General features: G+C 73.3%; 17 protein-coding genes. 12 read left to right on the top strand and 5 right to left on the bottom strand.

Annotation, left to right across the window (positions count from 1 at the left end):
• Position 1 precedes the first annotated feature (1 nt).
• Together ACFQ9Z_RS19815 and ACFQ9Z_RS19820 are read left to right on the top strand one after the other, a co-directional pair.
• On the top strand, positions 2-985 hold the full coding sequence (locus ACFQ9Z_RS19815) for an ABC transporter ATP-binding protein (RefSeq protein ID WP_383019244.1): 984 nt from the start codon (positions 2-4) through the stop codon (positions 983-985).
• On the top strand, positions 969-2,018 hold the full coding sequence (locus ACFQ9Z_RS19820; RefSeq protein WP_383019247.1) for an ABC transporter ATP-binding protein: 1,050 nt from the start codon (positions 969-971) through the stop codon (positions 2,016-2,018). Before ACFQ9Z_RS19815 ends, ACFQ9Z_RS19820 begins: the two co-directional genes overlap by 17 nt.
• 110 nt (positions 2,019-2,128) lie before the next feature.
• Here the strand turns inward: ACFQ9Z_RS19820 and ACFQ9Z_RS19825 are convergent, their stop codons facing one another.
• Positions 2,129-4,261 (bottom strand): prolyl oligopeptidase family serine peptidase, encoded by a 2,133-nt coding sequence (locus tag ACFQ9Z_RS19825; protein WP_383019250.1) that lies wholly within the window; start codon positions 4,259-4,261, stop codon positions 2,129-2,131.
• 212 nt (positions 4,262-4,473) lie between these two features.
• Between ACFQ9Z_RS19825 and ACFQ9Z_RS19830 the strand changes: the two genes are divergently transcribed.
• Positions 4,474-4,668 (top strand): hypothetical protein, encoded by a 195-nt coding sequence (locus ACFQ9Z_RS19830; protein ID WP_020942059.1) that lies wholly within the window; start codon positions 4,474-4,476, stop codon positions 4,666-4,668.
• Between the two features lie 34 nt (positions 4,669-4,702).
• Here ACFQ9Z_RS19830 and ACFQ9Z_RS19835 read toward each other — a convergent pair whose 3' ends face one another.
• Both ACFQ9Z_RS19835 and ACFQ9Z_RS19840 read right to left on the bottom strand, forming a co-directional pair.
• Positions 4,703-4,912 carry a DUF397 domain-containing protein gene (locus tag ACFQ9Z_RS19835; RefSeq protein WP_383019255.1) on the bottom strand — a complete coding sequence of 70 codons (210 nt, stop codon included), beginning with the start codon at positions 4,910-4,912 and terminating at the stop codon, positions 4,703-4,705.
• On the bottom strand, positions 4,909-5,793 hold the full coding sequence (locus ACFQ9Z_RS19840; protein ID WP_383019901.1) for a helix-turn-helix domain-containing protein: 885 nt from the start codon (positions 5,791-5,793) through the stop codon (positions 4,909-4,911). The genes ACFQ9Z_RS19835 and ACFQ9Z_RS19840 overlap by 4 nt, the downstream gene beginning before the upstream one ends.
• Positions 5,794-5,957: 164 nt before the next feature.
• Between ACFQ9Z_RS19840 and mshB the strand changes: the two genes are divergently transcribed.
• From mshB to ACFQ9Z_RS19875, 7 genes are all read left to right on the top strand, one after another.
• Positions 5,958-6,824, top strand: a complete 867-nt coding sequence (gene mshB, locus ACFQ9Z_RS19845; protein WP_383019258.1) for an N-acetyl-1-D-myo-inositol-2-amino-2-deoxy-alpha-D-glucopyranoside deacetylase — start codon at positions 5,958-5,960, stop codon at positions 6,822-6,824.
• A complete protein-coding gene (locus ACFQ9Z_RS19850) occupies positions 6,821-7,237 on the top strand; it encodes a DUF6113 family protein (protein ID WP_383019263.1) in 417 nt (138 codons plus the stop codon). Before mshB ends, ACFQ9Z_RS19850 begins: the two co-directional genes overlap by 4 nt.
• A 155-nt stretch (positions 7,238-7,392) precedes the next feature.
• A complete protein-coding gene (locus tag ACFQ9Z_RS19855) occupies positions 7,393-9,774 on the top strand; it encodes a hypothetical protein (protein WP_383019266.1) in 2,382 nt (793 codons plus the stop codon).
• Between the two features lie 138 nt (positions 9,775-9,912).
• Positions 9,913-10,842 carry an ABC transporter ATP-binding protein gene (locus tag ACFQ9Z_RS19860; protein ID WP_383019271.1) on the top strand — a complete coding sequence of 310 codons (930 nt, stop codon included), beginning with the start codon at positions 9,913-9,915 and terminating at the stop codon, positions 10,840-10,842.
• The gene (locus ACFQ9Z_RS19865) at positions 10,839-11,579 is read left to right on the top strand and encodes an ABC transporter permease (RefSeq protein ID WP_383019275.1); all 741 of its coding nucleotides are present in this window, start codon (positions 10,839-10,841) and stop codon (positions 11,577-11,579) included. Before ACFQ9Z_RS19860 ends, ACFQ9Z_RS19865 begins: the two co-directional genes overlap by 4 nt.
• A 5-nt stretch (positions 11,580-11,584) precedes the next feature.
• The gene (locus tag ACFQ9Z_RS19870) at positions 11,585-12,748 is read left to right on the top strand and encodes a sensor histidine kinase (protein ID WP_383019906.1); all 1,164 of its coding nucleotides are present in this window, start codon (positions 11,585-11,587) and stop codon (positions 12,746-12,748) included.
• Between the two features lie 20 nt (positions 12,749-12,768).
• Entirely contained in the window at positions 12,769-13,383 is a 615-nt protein-coding gene (locus ACFQ9Z_RS19875; protein WP_143627281.1) for a DNA-binding response regulator, read from the top strand.
• 2 nt (positions 13,384-13,385) lie between these two features.
• Here ACFQ9Z_RS19875 and ACFQ9Z_RS19880 read toward each other — a convergent pair whose 3' ends face one another.
• Together ACFQ9Z_RS19880 and ACFQ9Z_RS19885 are read right to left on the bottom strand one after the other, a co-directional pair.
• Positions 13,386-14,252 carry a tetratricopeptide repeat protein gene (locus tag ACFQ9Z_RS19880; protein ID WP_383019280.1) on the bottom strand — a complete coding sequence of 289 codons (867 nt, stop codon included), beginning with the start codon at positions 14,250-14,252 and terminating at the stop codon, positions 13,386-13,388.
• Between the two features lie 29 nt (positions 14,253-14,281).
• Entirely contained in the window at positions 14,282-15,298 is a 1,017-nt protein-coding gene (locus ACFQ9Z_RS19885; protein WP_383019284.1) for a GNAT family N-acetyltransferase, read from the bottom strand.
• Positions 15,299-15,438: 140 nt separating this feature from the next.
• Between ACFQ9Z_RS19885 and fdxA the strand changes: the two genes are divergently transcribed.
• Together fdxA and ACFQ9Z_RS19895 are read left to right on the top strand one after the other, a co-directional pair.
• On the top strand, positions 15,439-15,759 hold the full coding sequence (gene fdxA / locus ACFQ9Z_RS19890; RefSeq protein ID WP_143627275.1) for a ferredoxin: 321 nt from the start codon (positions 15,439-15,441) through the stop codon (positions 15,757-15,759).
• Positions 15,760-15,884: 125 nt separating this feature from the next.
• Positions 15,885-16,982 (top strand): bifunctional succinyldiaminopimelate transaminase/glutamate-prephenate aminotransferase, encoded by a 1,098-nt coding sequence (locus ACFQ9Z_RS19895; protein WP_383019288.1) that lies wholly within the window; start codon positions 15,885-15,887, stop codon positions 16,980-16,982.
• Positions 16,983-17,049: the final 67 nt, after the last annotated feature.

The following is a 17,049-nucleotide window of genomic DNA, read 5'->3' on the forward strand; positions in this document are numbered from 1 at the left end:
CATGCTGCTCGAAGTGCGCGACCTGCACGTGGAGTTCCGCACCCGGGACGGGGTCGCCAAGGCCGTCAACGGGGTGTCGTACGCCGTCGACGCGGGCGAGACCCTTGCGGTACTCGGCGAGTCGGGCTCGGGGAAGTCGGTGACCGCGCAGGCCGTGATGGGCATCCTGGACACGCCCCCGGGCCGGATCACCAGCGGGGAGGTCGTCTTCCAGGGCCGCGACCTGCTGCGGCTGAAGGAGGAGGAGCGGCGCGGCGTCCGCGGCGCCGGGATGGCGATGATCTTCCAGGACGCCCTGTCCGCCCTCAACCCCGTGCTCTGCGTGGGCGACCAGCTCGGCGAGATGTTCGTGGTGCACCGGGGCATGTCGAAGAAGGCCGCCCGGGCCAGGGCGGTCGAGCTGATGGACCGGGTGCGCATCCCGGCCGCGGCCCAGCGGCTGCGGGACTACCCGCACCAGTTCTCCGGCGGCATGCGCCAGCGCATCATGATCGCCATGGCGCTGGCCCTCGAGCCCGCGCTCATCATCGCCGACGAGCCCACCACCGCCCTGGACGTCACCGTGCAGGCCCAGGTCATGGAGCTGCTGGCCGAGCTGCGGCGCGAGTACCGCATGGGCCTGATCCTGATCACCCACGACCTCGGGGTGGTCGCGGACGTGGCCGACCGCATCGCGGTGATGTACGCGGGCCGGATCGTGGAGTCGGCCCCCGTGCACGACATCTACAAGGCGCCCGCCCACCCCTACACCCGCGGCCTGCTGGACTCCATCCCGCGCCTGGACCTCAAGGGCCGTGAGCTGTACGCCATCAGGGGCCTGCCGCCGAGCCTGACGCACATCCCGCCCGGCTGCGCCTTCCACCCCCGCTGCCCGATGGCCCGGGACGTCTGCCGCACCGACGAGCCCCCGCTGTACCCCGTCTCCGAGGAACGCGGTAGCGCCTGCCACTTCTGGAGGGAGTGCCTGGATGACCGCGAGCGCTGAGCCCGTCCTGGAGGTCGGCGGACTCGTCAAGCACTACCCGCTGACGCGGGGAATCGTCTTCCGCAAGCAGATCGGCTCGGTCAAGGCGGTGGACGGCGTCGACTTCCACCTGGGCCGGGGCGAGACCCTGGGCATCGTGGGGGAGTCGGGCTGCGGCAAGTCGACGGTCGCGAAGATGCTGTGCAACCTGGAGAAGCCCACGGCGGGCTCGATCCGCTTCAAGGGCGAGGACATCACCCGGCTGTCCGGCCGTGCCCTGAAGGCCGTCCGCCGCAACATCCAGATGGTCTTCCAGGACCCGTACACCTCGCTCAACCCCCGTATGACGGTGGGGGACATCATCGGCGAGCCGTACGAGATCCATCCGGAGGCCGCCCCCAGGGGCGACCGCCGGCGCAGGGTCCGTGAGCTGCTGGACGTGGTCGGGCTCAACCCGGAGCACATCAACCGCTACCCGCACCAGTTCTCCGGCGGGCAGCGCCAGCGCATCGGCATCGCGCGGGGCCTGGCGCTGCGCCCGGAGGTGATCGTCGCCGACGAGCCGGTCTCCGCCCTGGACGTCTCCGTGCAGGCGCAGGTGATCAACCTCCTGGACCGGCTCCAGTCGGAGTTCGACCTGTCCTACGTCTTCATCGCGCACGACCTGTCGATCGTGCGGCACATCTCGGACCGGGTCGGTGTGATGTACCTGGGCCGCATCGTGGAGACCGGCACCGACACCGAGATCTACGAATACCCCACCCACCCGTACACCCAGGCGCTGCTGTCCGCGGTGCCGGTGCCCGACCCGGAGGGCCGCGAGCGGCGCGAGCGGATCATCCTCTCCGGTGACGTGCCGTCCCCCGCCGACATCCCCTCCGGCTGCCGCTTCCGCACCCGCTGCTGGAAGGCCCGGGAGCGGTGCGCCCGGGAGGTGCCGGCCCTGGCGGTGCCGGCCGTCTTCCGCGACGAACCCGGCCCCGCCGCCCACGACTCGGCCTGCCACTTCGCCGAGACGCTGCAGCGCGCCGGAGACGGCAGCGGGCCGGGATGACATGGCGCATCCCGGCCCGCTCACGGCACCCGCACGGCCGTACGCTGTTCAGCCTCGCGCGTCGGTATATCGGCGCCGCTTCCGTGAAGTTGCCTGTGCGTTAACGCCGTTCACGCGGATTCGCCGGGCTCGGGCAGCGAGCGCCGGAGGAAGTCGAGCTGGAGGCGGAGCAGGTTCTCCGCGACGTTCTCCTGCGGGGTCATGTGGGTCACCCCGGACAGCGGCAGGACCTCGTGCGGGCGGCCCGCGGCCAGCAGGGCGGAGGACAGGCGCAGGGAGTGCGCGACGACCACGTTGTCGTCCGCGAGGCCGTGGACGATCATCATCGGGCGGTGCGGTTCGGCCGCGTCGACCAGGCCCGCGTCGTCGATCAGCGAGTTGCGGCGGTAGACCTCCGGCTGCTCGTCCGGCAGGCCCAGGTAGCGCTCCTGGTAGTGGGTGTCGTACAGCCGCAGATCGGTGACGGGCGCGCCCACCACCGCGGCGTGGAAGACGTCCGGGCGGCGCAGTACCGCCAGCGCGGCCAGGTAGCCGCCGAAGGACCAGCCCCGCACGGCCACCCGGCCCAGGTCGAGCGGGAAGTCCTGGGCGAGGGCGTGCAGGGCGTCGACCTGGTCCTGGAGCACGACGGCCGCGAGGTCGTCCCGGATCTCCTTCTCCCACGCCGGCGAGCGCCCCGGCGTGCCCCGCCCGTCGGCCACGACCACCGCGAACCCCTGATCGGCGAACCACTGCGAGGTCAGGTGCGCGTTGTGCGCGGCGACCACCCGCTGGCCGTGCGGACCGCCGTAGGGGTCCATCAGCACGGGGAGGGGAGTGTCACCGGGGTAGTCCGTAGGCATAAGCACGGCGCACGGAATTCGGCGTGCGCCCCTCTGGGTGAGGGTCACGCGGGGGGACAGACCGGGATCTTCCGCATAAGAGGTGACAGTCGTCGTTCGTTTTCCGTCACGCAGCACCTGGACACGGGTGCCGGGACTGTCCAGCGTCGCGGACATCAGCACCGTCACGCCCCCGGCCCGCACCGCCGAGTGCACACCGGGTTCCTGCGACACGCGCTCCACGCCCAGCTCGTTCACCCGGTAGACGTGGATCTCGCCGGTCTCCGGCGACGCCGCCTCCTCGCCCGCCGAGGCCGTGACCAGCACGTCGTCGGCCGTCACGTCGAGCACCGCACGGATGTGCAACTGCGGCCCGGTCAACGGGCGTTCGCCCACGGTCAGCACCCGCGCGCCGCCTTCGTCCGCGATCCGGACAAGCTGTCCGGACGGGCTCCAGCAGGGCACGCCGGCGAAAAGTTCCAGCCATGTTGGATCTTCGTCGGCGTGCACCATCCGGGTCGCCCCGGTGTCCGGGTCCACCGCCAGGAAGAGCTGGCTGCGCTGGTCCCTGGCCTGCACCAGGATGAGCGGCGCACCCGCCTCTGACCAGTGCACTCGCGCCAGATACGGATAGCGCGCCCGGTCCCACGCGACCTCCGTGCGCTCCCCGTCGAGGCCGAGGACGAACAGGCGCACGTCCGCGTTAGGCGTCCCCGCGGCCGGGTACGCGACGGAGTTGGGCTCACGCTCCGGGCGGGCCGGGTCGGCGATCCACCACCGCCGCACCGGCGTGTCGTCCACCCGCGCCACCAGCAGCCGGTCCGACCCCGGCGCCCACCAGAAACCCCTGCTGCGCGACATCTCCTCGGCGGCGATGAACTCCGCGAGCCCGTAGGTCACCTGCTCGGCCTCCGGCTCCGCCAGCGCCCGGTCGCCCTCGCCCCCGGCGCCCGTCACCCGCAGCGCGCCGCGCGCCACGTACGCGATGTGCTGCCCGTCGGGCGACGGACGCGGGTCGACGACCGGTCCCGGGACCCGGAGTTCACGTGCCGTGCCGGCCCGCAGATCGGCCGTGAAGAGCCGCCCTGACAAGGCGAAAGCCGCCAGCTCCACGGCGGCGTCGGTGGCGTGGCCGACGATGCCGGCCCCGCCCTCCCGGCTGCGCTCGCGGCGCGCCCGCTCCTCGGGCGGGAGCTCCTCCGAGGCGCCCTGCAGCAGGGCGCGCGGATCGGCCGCCAGGCGCTCGGAGCCGTCCGCGGGGTCCAGGACCCAGAGCGAGTTGGCCCGGTCGGTGCCGGAGCCGGAACGCAGGAAAGCGACACGCGAACCGTCGGGCGCCACGGTGAACGCGCGCGGCGCGCCGAGCGTGAACCGCTGGGTGCGTGCGTGCCGACGGGGGAAGGAGTGAGCCTCGGTCGTCATACCCCGACCATATTGGCCATGCGCCCCCTTGTGCGGCCGTGCGCCGAGCGATGCGCGAGTACGGATAGTTATGATCACTACCGCTGAGTGGGTATGAACCCGCTGGCGTCCGCATGGACTTGCCGTTTGGATCGACGCCCGGCATACGACCGGGTCACAACCCCCATAGTCCGAACCCCCCGCGTCCCTGGGATTTTTGGAGGTGAGCCGCCGTGGCACTCTCGATTTCGGCGGTGGTGCTGCTGGCGATCATCGTCTTCTTGCTGATCAAGAAGTCGGGACTGAAGGGCGGTCATGCGGTCATCTGCATGCTGCTCGGGTTCTACCTCGCCTCGTCGACCGTGGCCCCCACGATCAGTGAGCTGACGACCAACGTCGCCAGCATGATCGGCAGCATCAAGTTCTGAGGGCGCCCGGGGCCGGGCGGCGGCAGCGGCCGGTTCAGCCCTCGACCGCGTACGGCACGAAGCGGGACCACGCGGCGGGGGCGAAGGCCAGGCGCGGCCCCTGCGCGTCCTTCGAGTCACGGACGTGCACCGTGCGGGGCGCTATGGCGATCTCCACGCAGGAGTCGCCGTCGGGGCCATCGCTGTAGCTGCTCTTGAACCACGCCGGTTCCTGGTCGTCGCCGGTAGTGGACTTGCGGGTCATGTCGCTCCCAGCAATTGCTCGATGAGGGCCAGTGACTCTTCGGGTGGCAGAGCCTGGGCTCGGACGGTGCCGTACCGCAGTTCGAGGATGCGCAGCTCCCTCAGGCTCGAGACCGGCCGTGCGTTGAACATGCCGTCGGCGCGTCCTACCGCCGTGCCGTCCTCGAACTTCAGCAACTCGATCCTGCCGCTCATGCCGGGGTGCGGTGTGCTATCCAACGGCATCACCTGAAGGGTGACGTTGTTCAGCCGCCCCACCTCCAGCAGCCGCTCGAACTGCTGTCGCCGCACCATTGTGCAACCAACCCTGCGGCGCAGTGTCGCCTCCTCCAGGACGAACCCGAGGGCCGGCGCGGGCGAACGATCAAAAACGGACCGCCGGGCCATGCGGGCGGCCACTCGCCGTTCCAGGTCCTCCGGAGAGTAGGCGGGCTGCCAGCATTCCAGCAACGCCCGTGCGTGTTCCGGTGTCTGAAGCAGGCCGGGGATGCTGCTGCACACGTACACCCCGATCTCGACGGCCTTGTCCTCCAGCTCCGCCAGATCCCGCACCTTCTTCGGGTACCGGACCTTCTTCACGTCCTCCTTCATCGCCGCGATGAGCCCCCCGGCGTGCAGTACCTCGTCCGCCGCGTCCAGGAACTCGGGACGGGGGATCCGCTTGCCGGCCTCGATCTTGTAGACGAGGTCCTCGCCGTAGCCGACCGCCGCCGCGAACTCGCCGGCCCGCAGGCCCGCGGCCTCCCGCCGCAGCCTCAACTGCCGCCCCACGGTCGCCACCACGGCGAGCGCCCAGTCGTCGTCCGGATCCACCTCCCACCCCGGCTCATCGGCCTGTGCCGTTCCGGTACGCACCCGCACCGCCTCGCCGTCCACCGACATCCGCGCCCCTCCCTGACCCCGGTCGCCCTGCGCGACGCTGTGATCACCCATCACGGTAGGACGAGCGGGACTTCCCGAGCCGGGTGAATCGGGAAAATCAGCAGATCGCCGGTGACGGAGCCCGCCTCCGGACGCCGCCCGGCGGCGCTGCGTAGGGTGGTCCCATGACGGATCTGCCCGACCGGCGTCTGCTGCTGGTGCACGCGCACCCGGACGACGAGTCGATCAACAACGGCGCGACCATGGCCCGGTACGCGGCCGAGGGCGCCCATGTGACCCTGGTCACCTGCACCCTCGGGGAGCGCGGCGAGGTCATCCCGCCCGGGCTGCGGCACCTGGCCGGACCCGCGCTGGGCGCGCACCGCCGCGGCGAGCTGGCCGCGGCCCTCGGCGAGCTGGGCGTGACGGACTTCCGGCTGCTCGGCGGCGCGGGCCGCTACGGGGACTCCGGAATGATGGGCACCCCGGACAACGAGGACCCCGGCTGCTTCTGGCAGGCCGACCTGGACATCGCCGCCGGGTCGCTCGCCGAGGTGATCCTGGAGGTCCGCCCGCAGGTCCTCGTCACCTACGACGACAACGGCGGTTACGGCCACCCGGACCACATCCAGGCCCACCGCGTCGCCATGCGCGCCGTCGAACTGGCGGCCGAGCGCGGGCACCGGATCGCGAAGGTCTACTGGAACCGCGTGCCGCGCTCCGTCGCCGAGGCGGCCTTCGCCCGCCTCCAGGAGGAACTGCCCGCGCTGCCGTTCGCCAAGGGGGCCACCCTGGCCGACGTACCCGGAGTGGTCGGCGACGAGCGGATCACCACCGCCGTCGACGGCTCCGCCCACGCCACGGCCAAGGCCGCCGCCATGCGCGCCCACGCCACCCAGATCGAGGTGGCCGAGCCCTACTTCGCGCTCTCCAACGAGCTGGCGCAGCCGCTGTTCACCACCGAGTACTACGAGTTGGTGCGCGGTACCGCCGAGCCCGGGGAGACCGACCTGTTCGCCGGTGTCGCCGGCGACGCCGAGGAGACGTCATGAGCACCGCGGGACGCGGGTCCGCGCTGGCCCAGCCGTTGCAGCGCCCCTCGGCCGGGCGGATGGCCGCCTACGCCGGGCTGTTCGTCCTCGGCGCTGTCGTCGGCATCGCCGGGGCTCTGGTCCAGGGTGCGTGGTTCCCCGGCGGCCTGCTGCTCGCCCTCGCGGGCGCGGCCGGGCTCTTCCTCGGCGGCGCGTACGCGCTGCGCGGCCGGGGCGGGGCGTTGGCGCCGGTGGCCGGCTGGATCATCGCCGTCATCCTGCTGACCGCCAGCCGTCCCGAGGGTGACTTCCTGTTCAGCGCGGGACTCGGCTCCTATCTCTTCCTGTTCGGCGGCATGGCGGTGGCTGTGATCTGCGCCACCCTTGGTCCGGGGCGGCAACCCGGCGGCGGCGCTGCCCGACTTGGCAAGTGACGTACCACTTCGCCGTACGGCGCACGTGCGAGTCCGGTGCGCATTTCCTCAGCGGTCATGGGATACGCGCCAGAAGTGGCCAGTATGGTGGTGCGCGCCGCCGAACTGCCCGCTGAGGTCGTAACGGGCGGTGGAGCCAACCGGGAGAACCTGCCTTGAGTCGTGAAACTGACACTCCGTCCTCCGGGCCCAACGGGCGCGGCGGAGCCGCATACCCCTCCGGGACGCCTCCGTACGGGACCCCCGTCGCCTCCGAAGCCGGTGCGGACGCGGGCCGTTCGGCCGCGCAGCCGGAGGAACGCAAGACCGAGACCACGCTGACGACTCGGATCCGTATCAACATCCCCGGATCACGGCCCATCCCGCCGGTCGTGGTGCGCAAGCCCGTCGGCGACGCCGAGGGCGCGAAGGACGACGCGGGACCGGACCCGCGGCCGGCTCCGGCCGCCGCGGCGCCCGTCGCGGACACGCCGGCCGAGCCCGCGCCGCAGGCCGAGGAGAAGACCAGCGACTGGTTCGCGCCGCGCAAGTCGTCCGCGCCCAAGGGCGGTCCGGGCGGCGGCGGCACGAACGGCGCCGGTCTGCCCGGCGGTTCGGCGGCCGCCCCGGCCGCACCCGCCGCACCGTCCGTCCCGGGCCCGCGGTCGGGCGCCGGCGGTCCCCGCCCGGGCGGCGGCCGCCCAGGCGGCGTGGTCGGCGCCATGGGCGCGACGGGCGGACCCCGCCCCGGCGGCACCAACGGCTCCGGCCTGCCCGGCGCGACCGGCGGCCCCGTGGCCCCGGGCCACGGCGGTGGCACCGGTTCCTTCGACGTGACCGAGGCGCTGGCCGCGGGCCCGCGCGGCGGCGCCCGTTCCGGCGGGACCGGCGGCGAGGAGCCGAGCCGCGACGACCTGCCGTTCTTCTCGGAGGGCGGACAGAACGGGCCCGCCGGCGGCGGCGCCGCGGGCGGAACCGGCGGCCTCGGCGGCCCGGGCGGCCCCAACGGCTTCAGCGGCCCGAACGGCCAGGGCGGTCGCGGTCCCAAGGGGCCCGCGGGCCCGACGAGCGGACCGGTCACCGGCGACGGGCCGATGATCCCGCCGACCCCCAGGAGCGCACTGAGCGACCTGGACGGATTCCCGGGCGAGTCCTTCGACGGCTACGGCGACACGGGCAGTCATGCGCTGCCCGGGGACACCGGCAGTCACCGGATGCCCGGCGACACCGGCAGTCACCGGATGCCCGGCGACACCGGCAGTCACCGGATGCCCGGCGACACCGGCAGCCACCAGCTGCCCGGCGGCGCGAACAACCCGGGCCGCCAGGGCGGCCCGCAGGCCCCCGGCGCCTTCGCCGGCCCCGGTGGCGGCCTCAGCGACGACACCGCGATCCTCACCCCGCAGAAGCCGGCCCCCGAGCCGGGCACGCCCGGCTACCGCGGCCCCGGCAACGTCTCCGGGCAGACCGTCACCAGCGGCATCCCGCCCGTCCCGGGCGCCGGGAAGTCCCCGTTCGGCTCCGGCGGCCCCACCGACGGCCCGGTGCCGCACCAGGCGCCCAAGCTGCCCGCCCCGGCCCCGCAGGCCAAGGCGGCGGCCCGGCCGAAGAAGAAGGGCCGCAGCAAGCTGGTCCTGCTCGGCGTCGGCGTGGTCCTCGTCGCGGCCGGCGTCTACGGCGCCGGACTGCTGATGAACCATTCCGACGTGCCCAAGGGCACCACCGTGCTCGGCGTCGACATCGGCGGCGGCACCCGCGACGAGGCCGTCAAGAAGCTCGACGACGCCTTCGGCGCCCGGGTGAACAAGCCGCTGAAGCTGGCCGTGGGCGGCAAGACCGTGTCCATCGCGCCGGACAACGCCGGCCTGCAGTTCGACTTCGCGGCCACCGTGAGCGACGCCGCGCGGAGCGACTACAACCCGGTCTCCGTGATCGGCTCGGTCTTCGGGCAGAAGCGGGTGATCGAGCCGGTCATGCCGGTGGACGAGGAGAAGCTGCAGGCGGCCCTGCAGCAGACCGGCGGCGGCTCCGGCTCCGTGGTCGAGGGCGGGGTCGAGTTCCGCGCCGGCAAGGCCGTCGCCGTCTACGGCAAGGCCGGCAAGGCCATCGACGCGGCCGGGTCGAGCCGGGCGGTCGAACAGGCCTACCGCACGCTGGTGGAGACCGGCACCGCCACCCCCGTCTCCGTGCCGACCGCCACCAGGCAGCCGATGGTCTCCAAGGCCGAGGTCGACCGGGAGATGAAGGAGTTCGCGGAGCCGGCCATGTCGGCCAACGTGACGGTGCAGACCGACGCCGCGCACTCGATCCAGATGAGCCCGCAGAAGTCGCTGTGGAAGTTCCTCCGGGTCGCGGACACGCCCGACGGCAAGCTCACCGACAAGCCGGACCTGGACGCCCTGAAGCAGCTCTACGGCCAGACCTTCGACGGCGTGCTCATCACCCGGGGCAACGGCAAGAAGACGGCGGTCACGCCGCAGGACGTGTACGTCGCCCTGCGCCAGGCGCTGACGAGCCGTACCAACCGGGTCGCGGTCATCGACACGAACCCGAGCTAGCGACGCGGGGAAGGGGGGGCGTCCGGCGGGCCGGACGCCCCCCTTCGCCGTGTCACCGGAACGGCATGACATCTGTCATCCGGCACCGAGGACCGCCGACACTGCCGGGCCCCCGCCCCGCGCCGCCAGCATGGGGGCATGACAACGACAGCGGCACCGGCCGCCACCACCCCGGTGGTCGGGTTCGACCAGGTGACCAAGACGTACGGGAGCGTGCGGGCCGTCGACGGCCTCTCGCTCCGGCTGTACCCGGGGGAGACCGTCGCCCTTCTCGGTCCGAACGGCGCCGGCAAGTCCACCACGCTCGACCTCCTGCTCGGGCTCAAACACCCAGACAGCGGCACGGTCGGCCTGTTCGGCACGAGCCCGCGCGAGGCCATCGTCGCCGGGCGGGTCGGGGCCATGCTGCAGACCGGCGGGCTGATGGACGAGGTCACCGTCGCCGAGCTGGTGAAGCTGGCCTGCTCCCTGCACCCGAGGCCCTGCAAGGCCGCGGACGTGCTCGCCCGGGCGGGCATCACGCAGATCGCCGACCGCAAGGTCAACAAGCTCTCCGGCGGCCAGGCCCAGCGCGTCCGGTTCGCCCTCGCCACCGCCGGCGACAGCGACCTGATCGTCCTGGACGAGCCGACCACCGGCATGGACGTCTCCGCCCGCCAGGCCTTCTGGGCCACCATGCGCGAGCAGGCCGACCAGGGCCGCACGGTCCTGTTCGCCACCCACTACCTCGAAGAGGCCGACGCCATCGCCGACCGGGTGCTGGTGCTGCACCGCGGCCGGCTCCTCGCGGACGGCACCGCGGCCGAGATCAAGGCCCGCGCGGGAGCCCGGCGGATCTCCTTCGACCTGGAGGGGAGCGTCGACGAGGCGGCCCTGCGCGGCCTTCCGTCGCTCACCTCCTTCGACGTCTCCGGGCAGACGGTCCGCATCCAGTCCGCCGACGCCGACGCCACCGTCCACGCCCTGTACGGCCTCGGTGTCCACCCCCGCAACCTCGAAGTCGCCGGCCTCGGCCTGGAGCAGGCCTTCGTCGCCATCACGGAGGCCGAGGAGGCCAGGCAGTCATGAACTCGCTGATCAGACTGGAGCTGACCCGCTCGCTCCGGAACAAGAAGTTCCTGTTCTTCTCGGTGCTCTACCCCTCGTTCATCTACCTGATCTTCTCCAGCAGCGCCGGCTCCGGCGAGAAGGTCGACGAGACCGGCCTGACCGTCGCCACCTACCTGATGGTCTCCATGGCCTCCTTCGGCGCCCTGACCGCCGTCCTGATGGGCAACAGCGAGCGCATCGCCAAGGAGCGCGAGAGCGGCTGGGTGCGGCAGCTCCGGCTGACCCCGCTGCCCGGGCGCGGCTACGTCCTCGCCAAGACCGCCGGCGCGGCCGTGGTGAGCCTGCCGTCCATCATCGTGGTGTTCCTCGTCGCGGCCGCCTTCAAGGACGTACGCCTGGACGCCTGGCAGTGGCTCGCCCTCACGGGGGTCATCTGGGCGGGCAGCCTGGTCTTCGCGGCGCTCGGCGTGGCCATCGGCTACCTCGCCTCCGGGGACGCGGTCCGTCCGATCACGATGATCGTCTACTTCGGCCTGTCGATCCTCGGCGGCCTGTGGATGCCCTCCACCAGCTTCCCGCGGATCCTCCAGGACATCGCCGAGTGGCTGCCGACGCACGCGTACGCTGCACTGGGGCGGGCGATCGAGCAGAGCCAGGCCCCCGACACCACGGACATCGCCGTCCTGGCCGTCTACTTCGTCCTCTTCGCGGGCGGCGCGGCCTGGCTGTACCGGAAGGACACGCTGAAGGCGTGAGCGCCATGACGACCGAGGACCGACCGCACGGCCCCGAGCGGCAGACGGGCCTGGGGCAGCCGCCCCGCAACCGCCGGGAGCTGCTGCGCAAGCTCGTCTGGGTCGGTGTCTGGCTGGTCTTCATGAGCTCCCCGGTCCACGACCTGGCCGCCGGCCGCCACACGCCCTCCGGGACGGCGGCCGGCTGGCTGGGCCTCGCGGTGTTCGCCGGGGTCTACCTGCTGCTGGTCTTCCGGAACATGGGGCGGCCGATGCGCCGGTCCCTGGTCGCCGGCCTCATCGTCGTCCTGTGCGTGCTGGCCGTCGTGCTGTGCCTCACGCTCGGCGCCGCCTGGCTCGGCCTGTTCTGCTACGTCTCCGTCGCCTGCGGGGCGGCCCTGCCGCTGCGGGCGGCGTACTGGGCCGTACCGGCGACCGGCGCGGTGATGCTGCTGGTCGGCCTGGCCACGGACGAGGCGCAGGCCAGGAACCTGGTGCTGGTGGTGGTGCTCATCGGATTCGCGATGTCGGGCGTCGTCCAGCTCATCCGCACCACGGTCGAGCTGCGCGAGGCCCGGGCCACCGTCGCCCATCTCGCCGCCAACGAGGAGCGGTTGCGGCTCGCCCGGGACCTGCACGACCTGCTGGGCCACTCGCTCTCCCTGATCACGCTGAAGAGCGAGCTGGCCGGACGGATGCTGCCCGGACACCCCGACAAGGCGGCCCAGCAGGTGGCCGACATCGAACAGGTCAGCCGCCAGGCCCTCGTGGACGTCCGGGAGGCGGTCACCGGCTACCGGCGCCCCCGGCTGTCCGCCGAGCTGGCGGGCGCCCAGGTCGCGCTGACCGCGGCCGGCGTGAGCGCCGAACTGCCCGCCGAGCCGGACCTCGCCGGAGCCGGGGAGGACAGCGAGGCCGCGCTCGCCTGGGCGCTGCGCGAGGCGGTCACCAACGTGGTCCGGCACAGCGGCGCCCGCCGGTGCGTCGTACAGCTCCTGCACCGCCAGACCCTGGACGGCCCGATGCTCGAACTCTCCGTGGAGGACGACGGTTCCGGCGGCTTCGGCACGATTCCCGGCAACGGTCTGACGGGCCTGACCGAGCGGCTCGAGAAGGCCGGCGGCATGCTGGAGGCCGGGCGGGCCGGGCGGGGCTTCCGGCTGGTCGCCCGCGTGCCGCTGACGCCCTGAGGGGACGTAGGATCCCGGGCATGAGCAGCCCGATCAAGGTCCTCCTCGCCGAGGACCAGTCGATGGTCCGTGAGGCGCTGGCCGCCCTGCTCGGCCTCGAGGACGACATCGAGGTCGTCGCCCAGGTGGCGCGCGGCGACGAGGTGCAGGCGGCCGTCGGCGCGCACGATGTGGACGTGGCCCTGCTCGACATCGAGATGCCCGGCTGCACCGGCATCGAGGCGGCGGCCCGGGTGCGCCGGGAGTTCCCCGCGGTGAAACTCGTCGTCCTCACCACCTTCGGCCGCCCCGGCTACCTGCGCAGCGCGATGGAGGCGGGCGCCGACGCCTTCCTGGTCAAGGACGCACCGGCCGCCCAGCTCGCCGCCGCGGTGCGCCGGGTGCTCGCCGGGGAGCGGGTCATCGACCCCACCCTGGCCGCGGCGGCCCTCGCCGAGGGCGCCAACCCGCTCACCGACCGTGAACGCGAGATCCTGCGCGCGGCGGCCGACGGCTCCACCAACGCCGAGCTGGCGGCCGCCCTGCACCTGTCGCAGGGCACGGTCCGCAACTACCTCTCCACGGCCATCCAGAAGCTGGCGGCCCGCAACCGGGCCGAGGCGGTGCGCATAGCCCGCGAGAAGGGCTGGCTCTGACCCTAGTTGAGCATCGCCCGGGCCGTCCGGGCCTGCCGGCGCACCCGGTCGGCGGCCGGCTCGTCGACCACCTCGATCAGATGCGCGTACGCGTCCAGCTCCATGGCGCCGGCCTCGAACTCGCCGCGTTGCACCAGCAGTTGTCCGCGCTCGTAGCGCAGCCGGGCCGGATGCGCGGGCAGCAGCAGGCTCAGCTCCACGGCCCACAGCGCCACGTCCGACCGCTCCGGACGGGCGGAGGCCCACGCCCGGACGTTGTTGAGGATGCGCTGCACGACCTCCAGCGGGGTCGCCGGCTCCAGCATCGACGGCTGCAACGGCGCCCCGGTGGCCCCGGCCACCAGCAGTTCGGCGTCCGTGCCGGTCAGCACCCGGCCGCCGTCGAACGGATCGGCCAGCACCTGTTCCCGCGCCGCCCCGAACCCGACCACGAAGTGCCCCGGCAGGGCGACGCCGTACACCGGCGCCCCGGCCCGCCGGGCGACCTCCAGCCACACCACGGACAGCAGGATGGGCAGCCCGCGCCGGCGCCGCAGCACCTCGTGCAGCAGCGAGGACTCCAGCCGCTGGTAGTCGGCGGGGGCCCCGTGGAACGCCTCGGCCCCGCCGAGGAGCCGGCACACCGCCTCGGCCCACGCCCGCGGCCCGCCCGGCCGGTACGGCAGCCGCCCGGCCAGCCGGTCCAGTTCGAGCTGGGCCGCGTCGATGCCGGCCTCGTCCAGCGAGCCGTCCGCCTGGGCGCCGATCAGCAGGCACAGCGCCGACAGGTCCGGCCGCTCGGACCGGGCCTCGGCGCCGAACCGCCGCCGCAGCTCCGCGGAGCGCTCCGGCGGTGGCGGGTACGGGGGCGGGAGACGAGGGTGCCGCATGTCTGGGTCATGCCCTCCCACGGCGATCGCTACGACCCTCCGGCGCCACCGGCGTCCGGCCGGCGGTAGTGGTGGTAGGCGTGGTGCGGCGCCAGGCCCAGCCGGGCGTACAGCCCCCGGGCCCCCTCGTTGCCGCTCTCCACCTGCAGCCAGGCCGCCGAGGCGCCCTCGGCCAGGGCCCGCCGGGCCAGCGCGGCCATCACCTCGGTGGCCAGCCCCTGCCGGCGGCGGGCGGGATCGACCTCCACGGCGGCGAACCCGGCCCAGCGCCCGTCCACCACGCACCGCCCGATCGCAGCCGGAGCCCCGCCGGGCGCACCGGGCACGGTCGCGAACCACACCGAGGGACCACTGCCCAGCACCCGCAGGGCCACCTCGCTCACGCCCTTGCGCTGGTACCGGGCGAGCCAGGCCTCGTCCGCCTCCCGGGACAGCTCCACCCCGGCGCCCCCGGCGGCGTCCGCGACCGGCGCCAGCGCGCCGGTCCACAGTTCCGCGGTGACCTCGCGCACCCAGCCGCGCCGCTCCAGCTCCGCGCACAGCACCTCCTGCGTGCCCTCGGCGCCGGTGGCGGTCTGCACGTAGGCGGGCAGACCGCGCTCGCCGTACCAGCGGCACACGGCCTCCAGGGCGGCGTCGAGGCCGGTCCCCGGATCACCGGACGGCAGCACGCTGTTGGCCCGCCGGGTGAACCCCCCGGCCGCGCGCAGCTCCCACTCGCCGAGCCGCTCGCTCTCCACCGGCCGCCACGCCCGGGAGGCGACCCGGGCCAGCTCGGGGTAGCCGGCGGCGGGTCCGCGGCGGCGGGCCGGCGCGGCCGGGATCACCTTCCCCGCGACCAGCGCGGACTCCGCGATCCGGACACTTCGCCCGTCCCGCGATGTGATCACGAGCACGCCGTCGTCCCATGATGTGAGAACACCGACCGTGTCGGTGAACTTCTCCGGCCCTGCCCCGGGCTCGCTCAAGCGCCGCACCGAGACGCGTTTTCCCACGTCATCAGCGGTGATACGGACCTCGAGGCGTCCGTGCGCCGAGATTTCCACTGGTCAGTTCACCCCTCCTGTTCGGATCTTGCCCAAGAACGGAGATACTAGGGGCGGGCATCGACGACGCCGCGCTCCCGCGCGCCAGGCGGCGGAGCCTACGGAGGCCCGCCAGCGCCCTATCGAGGAGGAACGACAGCGTGACCTACGTCATCGCGCAGCCTTGTGTCGACGTGAAGGACAAGGCGTGCATCGAGGAGTGCCCGGTCGACTGCATCTACGAGGGCCAGCGGTCCTTGTACATCCACCCGGACGAATGCGTCGACTGTGGTGCCTGTGAGCCGGTCTGCCCGGTCGAGGCGATCTTCTACGAGGACGACACTCCGGAGGAGTGGAAGGACTACTACAAGGCGAACGTCGAGTTCTTCGACGAGCTCGGTTCCCCCGGCGGCGCCAGCAAGCTGGGCCTGATCGAGCGGGACCACCCCTTCATCGCCGCGCTGCCGCCGCAGGCCCAGTGACCTGACCCGCCGGGCGGTCGCCCGGCGGCCCGCAGCGCGCCGCCCCGGTCCCGTACGGCCCGATCACCCGATCAGCGCCGTACGGGACCCTGGCGTTCGCCGAAGCAGAAAGTGAGCCAGCACCCGTGTCCGCAGTCTCCGACCGGCTTCCGACCTTCCCCTGGGACAAGCTGGAGCCGTACAAGAAGACGGCCGCGGCCCACCCCGGCGGCATCGTCGACCTGTCCGTCGGCACCCCGGTCGACCCGGTCCCCGAGCTGATCCAGAAGGCGCTGGTCGACGCGGCCGACTCGCCGGGCTATCCGACGGTCTGGGGCACCCCGGCGCTGCGCGACGCGATCACCGGCTGGCTGGAGCGCCGCCTCGGCGCCCGGGACGTCACCCACCGCCACGTGCTGCCGGTGGTCGGCTCCAAGGAACTGGTGGCCTGGCTCCCCACCCAGCTCGGCCTCGGCCCCGGCGACAAGGTCGCCTACCCGCGCCTGGCCTACCCGACGTACGAGGTCGGCGCCCGGCTGGCCCGCGCCGCTCACGAGGCCTACGACGACCCGCGCGAGCTGGACCCGGCGAACCTCGGGCTCCTGTGGCTCAACTCCCCGTCCAACCCGACCGGCAAGGTCCTGTCCAAGGGCGAGCTGACGGAGATCGTCGCCTGGGCCCGCGCCCACGGCGTGCTCCTCGTCTCCGACGAGTGCTACCTCGAACTGGGCTGGGAGGCCGACCCGGTCTCGGTCCTGCACCCGGACGTCAACGGCGGCTCCTACGACGGCATCGTGGCCGTCCACTCGCTCTCCAAGCGGTCCAACCTGGCCGGCTACCGCGCCGCGTTCATCGCGGGCGACCCGGCCGTCCTCGGTCCGCTGCTGGAGATCCGCAAGCACGGCGGCATGATGACCTCGGCGCCGACGCAGGCCGCGGTGGTGGCGGCCCTGGGCGACGACGAGCACGTCCGCGTCCAACGCGAGCGCTACGCCGCCCGCCGCGAGTCGCTGCGCCGGGCCCTGCTCGGCCACGGCTTCCGCATCGAGCACAGCGAGGCCAGCCTCTACCTGTGGGCCACCCGCGACGAGTCCTGCTGGGACACCGTCGCCCACCTGGCCGGCCTGGGCATCCTGGTCGCGCCGGGCGACTTCTACGGCGAGGCGGGCGACAGGTTCGTGCGCGTGGCCCTGACCGCGACGGACGAGCGGGTGCGCGCCGCGGTGGAGCGCCTGGCCGCGTAGCGGCAGCCGGACACGCGGACGGGGTCCGGGGAGCGTTCCCCGGACCCCGTCGGCCGTCGGCCGTGGC

This window comes from Streptomyces sp. NPDC056580 (assembly GCF_042793175.1).
Taxonomy (GTDB): domain Bacteria; phylum Actinomycetota; class Actinomycetes; order Streptomycetales; family Streptomycetaceae; genus Streptomyces.

Excerpts from the sequence above, each read along its gene's own strand:
- ACFQ9Z_RS19825 (WP_383019250.1), bottom strand. The coding sequence starts at position 4,261 with ATGACGACCGAGGCTCACTCCTTCCCCCGTCGGCACGCACGCACCCAG.
- ACFQ9Z_RS19820 (WP_383019247.1), top strand. The coding sequence starts at position 969 with ATGACCGCGAGCGCTGAGCCCGTCCTGGAGGTCGGCGGACTCGTCAAG.
- ACFQ9Z_RS19880 (WP_383019280.1), bottom strand. The coding sequence starts at position 14,252 with ATGCGGCACCCTCGTCTCCCGCCCCCGTACCCGCCACCGCCGGAGCGC.
- ACFQ9Z_RS19870 (WP_383019906.1), top strand. The coding sequence starts at position 11,585 with ATGACGACCGAGGACCGACCGCACGGCCCCGAGCGGCAGACGGGCCTG.
- ACFQ9Z_RS19875 (WP_143627281.1), top strand. The coding sequence starts at position 12,769 with ATGAGCAGCCCGATCAAGGTCCTCCTCGCCGAGGACCAGTCGATGGTC.
- mshB (WP_383019258.1), top strand. The coding sequence starts at position 5,958 with ATGACGGATCTGCCCGACCGGCGTCTGCTGCTGGTGCACGCGCACCCG.
- ACFQ9Z_RS19835 (WP_383019255.1), bottom strand. The coding sequence starts at position 4,912 with ATGACCCGCAAGTCCACTACCGGCGACGACCAGGAACCGGCGTGGTTC.
- ACFQ9Z_RS19840 (WP_383019901.1), bottom strand. The coding sequence starts at position 5,793 with ATGTCGGTGGACGGCGAGGCGGTGCGGGTGCGTACCGGAACGGCACAG.
- ACFQ9Z_RS19815 (WP_383019244.1), top strand. The coding sequence starts at position 2 with ATGCTGCTCGAAGTGCGCGACCTGCACGTGGAGTTCCGCACCCGGGAC.
- ACFQ9Z_RS19860 (WP_383019271.1), top strand. The coding sequence starts at position 9,913 with ATGACAACGACAGCGGCACCGGCCGCCACCACCCCGGTGGTCGGGTTC.
- ACFQ9Z_RS19865 (WP_383019275.1), top strand. The coding sequence starts at position 10,839 with ATGAACTCGCTGATCAGACTGGAGCTGACCCGCTCGCTCCGGAACAAG.
- ACFQ9Z_RS19850 (WP_383019263.1), top strand. The coding sequence starts at position 6,821 with ATGAGCACCGCGGGACGCGGGTCCGCGCTGGCCCAGCCGTTGCAGCGC.